The organism is Cupriavidus sp. YR651 (assembly GCF_900101625.1).
Lineage (GTDB): Bacteria > Pseudomonadota > Gammaproteobacteria > Burkholderiales > Burkholderiaceae > Cupriavidus.
Genome location: NZ_FMYZ01000039.1, coordinates 1 through 5,839, shown reverse-complemented (window position 1 = coordinate 5,839; position 5,839 = coordinate 1). Strand labels below are relative to the sequence as shown.

Genomic DNA, 5,839 nt, shown 5'->3' with positions numbered 1-5,839 from the left:
CCGGCCGCGGTCTGGTAGCGCTCCTCGGCCGTCTTGGCGAGCAGCTTCATGACGATGTGGGAGAGCGCCGCCGGTATCGACGCCAACCGCTCGCTGGGCGGCACCGGCTTTCGGGCGATATGGCAGTGCACCCACTCCATCGGATCGGCCGCCGCATAAGGCAGTGCGCCAATGAGCATCTGGTAGAGCACGACGCCGAGCGAGTAGAGGTCGCTGCGCGAATCGATGGAGCGATTCATCCGCCCGGTCTGTTCGGGCGCCATGTAGGCGAGCGTGCCGGCGATGGTCTCGGGCGGCTCGGGGGCCTGGTGCTCTCGCGGCAGCCGCGAGGCGATGCCGAAGCCGGTGAGTCGCACCCGTCCGTCCGTGCAGTTCACGAGGATATGGGCGGGCTTGAGGTCCTTATGGACAAGGCCGCGCTCATGGAGCTGGCCCAGCGCCGCCGCAATGCCAACGGCGAAGCGCAAGACAATTCCCACTTCCATGGGCGCGCCGAGCTGCCACTCGAGCGGCTCGCCGCCCGGATCCTCGAGCACCAGGAAGGTCCGGCCGTCTTCACTCGGAAGGTCTAGCGGCCGCGCCGCCCACGCGCTATCGAGCAGATCTTTCAGTCTGAATTCGTGAGCGATGCGATCCAGGCTGGCGGACGATGGATGGTCGGCAGCGGGCCGCACAATCAGGACGTTGTCGGCGCCGCCATTGCCCGGGCGCCGGCCTCGGCAGAAGACGCGCTCGCCGTCCTCCCACAAGCCTTGTAGGCTTAGGTTGTTCCCGTTGGCGCTGTAACCATGTGATGATTTAATCACGTATTCTGCTGTGCGGTGCCGCCACAACTGGCCTGGATGTGCTCAGAAATCCATCTACATCACGGCGTTTCCGCAGCACCGGCGCCGCAGCAGTTTGGCCCTACTTAGGATACACCTCGGCGATCGTGGCGCCATCGGGATTGGGCTGGCGCGTCCACAGTGAGGGTCAGCACGCGCTGCGCTTATCGTGCCGGGACGGAGTCTGGCGCGCCACAGGCCCGTGGCGCGCTCAAAAGAGAGTTGTTGGAGCACCTACGGCGTTCTCGATGCAAGTTCGGCAGCTTCAACAGCCAGATTGCAATACTTGTCGAACGCCAGGCCCGGTTCGTGATGGCGGTGAAGCTTGCGAGCAAGGACTCTGAGGCTGTGGTCAACGCGAGAGCGCCGTCCACTTCAATGCTGGGGTCTCGGAAATGGCTTTCCCCGAACCTGTAGGGATCTATTGTCGAACGGACGGCTTGGAAGGGTCCCGGCCTTCGGCGTGGGATGCCGGTAGTGCCGTCACGGTGCGCAGTGTGTTGTCGCCGTGACACCAATCGCGTGGTCAGCTTGAAGCGTCACAGTGCCGAATTGACGTTGGATTGGTCAAGGCAATCCAGATCGAGTGCGCGGATTTCGGTGGTCATGAAGTCGATGAAGGCGCGAGTGCGCGTTGGCAAGTGCTGCCGGCTCGGATAGCAAACGAAGTGCCCGCGATCGCAGTGCGTGTAGCGGGGCAGTGCCACGACGAGGTTCCTTGACGCGATGTGCTGGCGGACCTGGTAGCCAGGCAGCAGCGCCAGGCCCCGTCCCTGCAAAGCCGCCTGCAGGACGAGATCGAAATTGTTGAAGGTGAGACGGGCCGCTGGCAGATATTTCCGCGACAGCCCATCGACCTTGAAATCCCATTCGAGCAACCGGCCATTCCAGAGACGGAAGTTGATGCACGTGTGGTCTGGCAGATCGTCCGGCGTATCGGGGAGCCCGTGTGCTTCCACGTACGACGGCGCGGCCACCAGTGCCATTTGCATCGGTATCAGCTGCTTGGCGATGAGGCTGGAATCTTCGAGATGCCCACTACGGAACGCGACATCGATCCGGTCCGAGGCAAAGTCGGTCAGCCGGTCGTCGAGCAGAAGGTCGAGTTCGATGTCAGGGTAGGCTTTCGCGAACTTGTCCACCAACGGCGCCACGACCTTTCTGCCGAATCCGACCGAAGCGCTGATGCGGACCAGACCACGCGGCGGGCCCATGCGCTGCTCGAACAGGTCGTCCATGGCATCCACCATGTGAGTCACCCCGCGACGACAATTCTCGAAGAAGCGCAGGCCTTCGCGCGTGAGTGTCGTGGTGCGCGTGGTGCGAAGGAACAGTTGCGTACTCAGTTGCGCCTCCAGTTTCTGGACGCTGCGACTGACAGCGGAACGCCCGATGCCCAGGCGTTCGCTGGCCTTGGCGAAGCTCCCTTCGTTCGCTACCGCCATAAACGCCATGATGCCCGTGTAGCTCGCGGCAAAGCTTGCTGACAACGCGTCAGGGTGAATTTTTCGACTCACGTGAGTGCTGCGTTCGAATGTGTCCGGATTGTTCATGTTGCCTGAAATTTCGATGCGCGTAAGAGCCCCCTCTGCACATGGCACGTGGTACCGCCGAGCATTGTTAGTGTGCCGACCACGCCGTTGGGACGGAGAACGCGCTCACATTTGTGTGCCTGGGAACTTTCTCCGAAAAGGGGCTTGTTGAACGCGGGGGCCGGGAACGGCTGGTCAAGCCAGGTGCGACGGATACGCGCTCACAAGTTGCCTGTTAAATATCAGACAAGTCAGATATTAACAACGCCTCCTTAAGTCGTAAATGGGTACCGACATCACATTTTGTTGATTCCGTCGCAACATACCTATCAAAGATGCGATCGCAGTGCGGCGTGCTTATACCAAAAGTGCATATTTCGACACTACTAGCCTTTGCGCTTGGTATGAAGCAGTGGAATCCAGCGACGATGGCGTTGACTTTCAATTTCTGCAACACGGGTGCCGGCTCAGTTACCGCTTTGATGAGAAGCTTGCGCGGCAGGCGTTGACGAGTTCGTTGGCCAGTCGCGCGCTGAGCTATGGTTTCTAATGTTGAGGGCTTTGCTCAGTACCTATGGCTCCTAGTCGATGGTATTGACCTTTCCCGAGCTTGGCCGTTGTCGAACATGCATTCGTACTTCCGCAATTTCGGCGTGCGGCAACCGTCGTTCCGGTACTCGGTCTCTTTGGCGAAGCTGTGCGTTGCGGATTCCGCTGAACATTGACGTCACCAACCAACGCGAAGGGCCGCGGGTTAGGTACTGAGATGTACCTCGTCCCAGTCGATTCCGTCATGAAGCACTCACTCCAATGCGGTTCGTCTGTACTGAATCGCAGCTTCGTTGAACACCTTGCTTTCTTCACCGAGTGATCGGCACTCGCGAGCAAACCAATGCGCTCGATAAAGTAAATCCAATTGCTCGTATAACTCGTCGAGTGCTAGAACGCCTGACGGCGTCGTAAAAGGGTACTACGGAATCGATCTCTAGAAGACAAGGAAGGAGACTTGAGAGGTTGTTCGGCATTTCCCCGAAGCTGTCCAGGGTTCTAGCTAGCCCTGCAGCCCGGCCTAGCGCGACGAGCGATTCAAAATTTTCCCGAAGGTAGCTTCGGTCCCGATCCTGCAAGGAAGCGCTGTCGAGATTCTGAATCCTATAGGTCGAGAGCGCATGTTGCAGACCGGTCTTCTTCCTCTATGAATCGTCTTATCCGGTCCCCCGATCTGAATGCGTTGATCCAGTCTAGGTGATCGAGACGTTTTCACACACCCTCGACCCTTAGCGGAACTTCGTCTTGTACGTGCAGACGTCGGTTGCGTTGCACTAAGCGGACTGTCGTAGCGCATTCGAGCCGGTGCGTACTCCTCGACTATCAGCCATCGTCGTATAGATTGCACTGACGATTGCAAGAGAAAACGCCGCAGGTTTACAAGACTCGCGGCGGTTATTTGCACGCGATCACTTGCCCGCGCTGTGGCATCGGCCACGTTATCGGTGCGGGATTCTGGGCGCAACCCCATCGGCCGACTACCGATGCTCGACTTGAGTTACTTAGGCGATGGGACTCACGGAAGCTCGAATTTGACCGCTTTGGTTTCCGTCGTGTCTGACTAGCGCGATCCGAAACACGGCATCAATCAGTAATCCCATTGCACCGGCACGAATCGGAAGCCTTCACCGTTCTTTGCAATGTGACCGATGGACGGGAACGCGACATGCGCTGCGGCCAGCAGAGCGCCGGTTTCGGCGGCTTCATTGAGCAGCGCGATACGCACGTCCACAGCCACTTCAGGATCGTGCTCGAAGCCATTTTGCCATTCGGGCTTGTCGAAGCCGACTTCGAAAATCGCGTCGCCTACGAACGTCAGTTTCTCGCCGTTCGATGCGACGTCCACAACGCAGTGCCCCGGCGTGTGCCCACCCGTCACGCGCGCCGACACGCCCGCTGCGACTTCCACTTCCCGATCGAACTGCACGATGTTTTCGCTATAGAGTTCCACGAACTTTGCTGCAGCCTTGCGGAGCGCGGGGGGAACCGTTTCTGGCATCACCGTCTTGCTGAAGTCCGGATTTTCCCAGAACGCCACTTCCGTGGCCGACACGTGAATGCGGACGTCCGGGTGCAGCTTGGCCTTGACGCCATCCACGTTCAGCCCGCCGACGTGATCCATATGCATGTGCGTAATCACGATATCGGTGATCGCGGCCAGGTCGATACCAGCCGATTCCAGGCGCATCACCGACTGACCTGCGCGCGTGAAGTATTCGAAACCGTCGCCCACACCCGAGTCGATCAGGATTAGGCGTTCGCCGCTGCGCACGAGCGCGATATTCAGCGCCCAGTCGAACATGTCACGTTGCAGGAAACGACCATCGAACCATTTGTTGCGGTCCGCTTCGCTCACGTTGGTGGACATGGTGGAGGTCGGCAGAGGCAGAATACCATCGCTGATCAGCACGACGTCGACGTCACCCACTCGCACGGCGTAGCGGGAAGGCACGAGTTCCGCTGAACCTTCTTTGCCAAGGTTGGCGGTAACTGGCTGCACATTGCGGGTTGTTTGGCTCATTTCAGTAGTCCTGTTAATAGGCGGGGTAACCCGCACTGGGCGGCGGGTGCGGTCCGCTTCGTTGTGCGGACACCCCTCCTCGACAGTCGCAACGACTTCTGCAACTGTCGTCATAACGGATTGTAGGTAGGGGGGCGAACATCAGTAGCATCGCGAAAGCCCTCAGCATGTTGACCGAACGGCAACAATCGACGACGGACAAGCAATGGGAGGCAACGCGAGTGAAAGGCTTATTGAGCGACCGTTTACAAGCCGAGATCTACTGTTCGAAACGCGAAGCCAGGTGTCGACTTCTTGCCGGCAAGCACCGAACTCGGTCGTCGGACCATCGGCCTGCCCAAGGCGGACATCGGATTTTGCTGGAGTGAGAATGACCAGTCGCAGCGTGCAATGCGGACCACGCAACGCATGGCGTAAAGATTGGTGCCGATGTGACAACAGTGTGGGCACCGTGGCAACACTACTGACATGCCGTGCCTGAGTCTAGGATTCACTCCACGCAGTTTCTGCGGCAAGCAGAGCAGCGCAGGTTCGGTGGACGCAACGTCAGTCAGTTCACCCAGTATTCATCTTGACCCAACGTCTTAACGCGTTTCACCAGCCCCCAGAACTATCCAAGAAGTTCATGGCAGTGCGTCTACTGCATCTGCTCGTGTTACGGAATTGAATGGAGAATCATTGTGTGTGAGACCCCAGAATTTCACGGCCGCCGTACTTTCTTGAAGAGCACGGTTGCCGCGGCCGCAGTTGCGTCTAGCCAACTGCCCTCGCTGGCCAACGCAGCGCCGGCCGGTGGCGTCGCCAAGTACGCAGATCCGTCCAAACCGGCGCTGCCCAAGACGGGCATGAAGCTTGACCTCGCGCGCGTTGCGTTCGTCGTCATCGATCCGCAGATCGACTTCATGAGTCCGAAG

3 protein-coding genes and 1 pseudogene are annotated in these 5,839 nt (G+C 59.1%); 1 reads left to right on the top strand and 3 read right to left on the bottom strand.

The window, feature by feature from the left end; all coding sequences use genetic code 11:
* The 3 genes from BLR29_RS31730 to BLR29_RS31715 form a co-directional block, all read right to left on the bottom strand.
* On the bottom strand, positions 1-806 hold an 806-nt coding region (locus tag BLR29_RS31730), incomplete at its 3' end, for a serine/threonine protein kinase (protein WP_255371553.1).
* A gap of 557 nt (positions 807-1,363) precedes the next feature.
* On the bottom strand, positions 1,364-2,377 hold the full coding sequence (locus tag BLR29_RS31720) for a LysR family transcriptional regulator (protein ID WP_092144075.1): 1,014 nt from the start codon (positions 2,375-2,377) through the stop codon (positions 1,364-1,366).
* A 1,615-nt stretch (positions 2,378-3,992) separates the two neighbouring features.
* Positions 3,993-4,925, bottom strand: coding sequence for an MBL fold metallo-hydrolase (locus BLR29_RS31715; protein WP_092144072.1), 933 nt, complete (start codon positions 4,923-4,925; stop codon positions 3,993-3,995).
* Between the two features lie 761 nt (positions 4,926-5,686).
* Here BLR29_RS31715 and BLR29_RS31710 point away from each other — a divergent pair.
* A pseudogene (locus tag BLR29_RS31710) lies at positions 5,687-5,839 on the top strand (cysteine hydrolase); the annotation flags it as partial.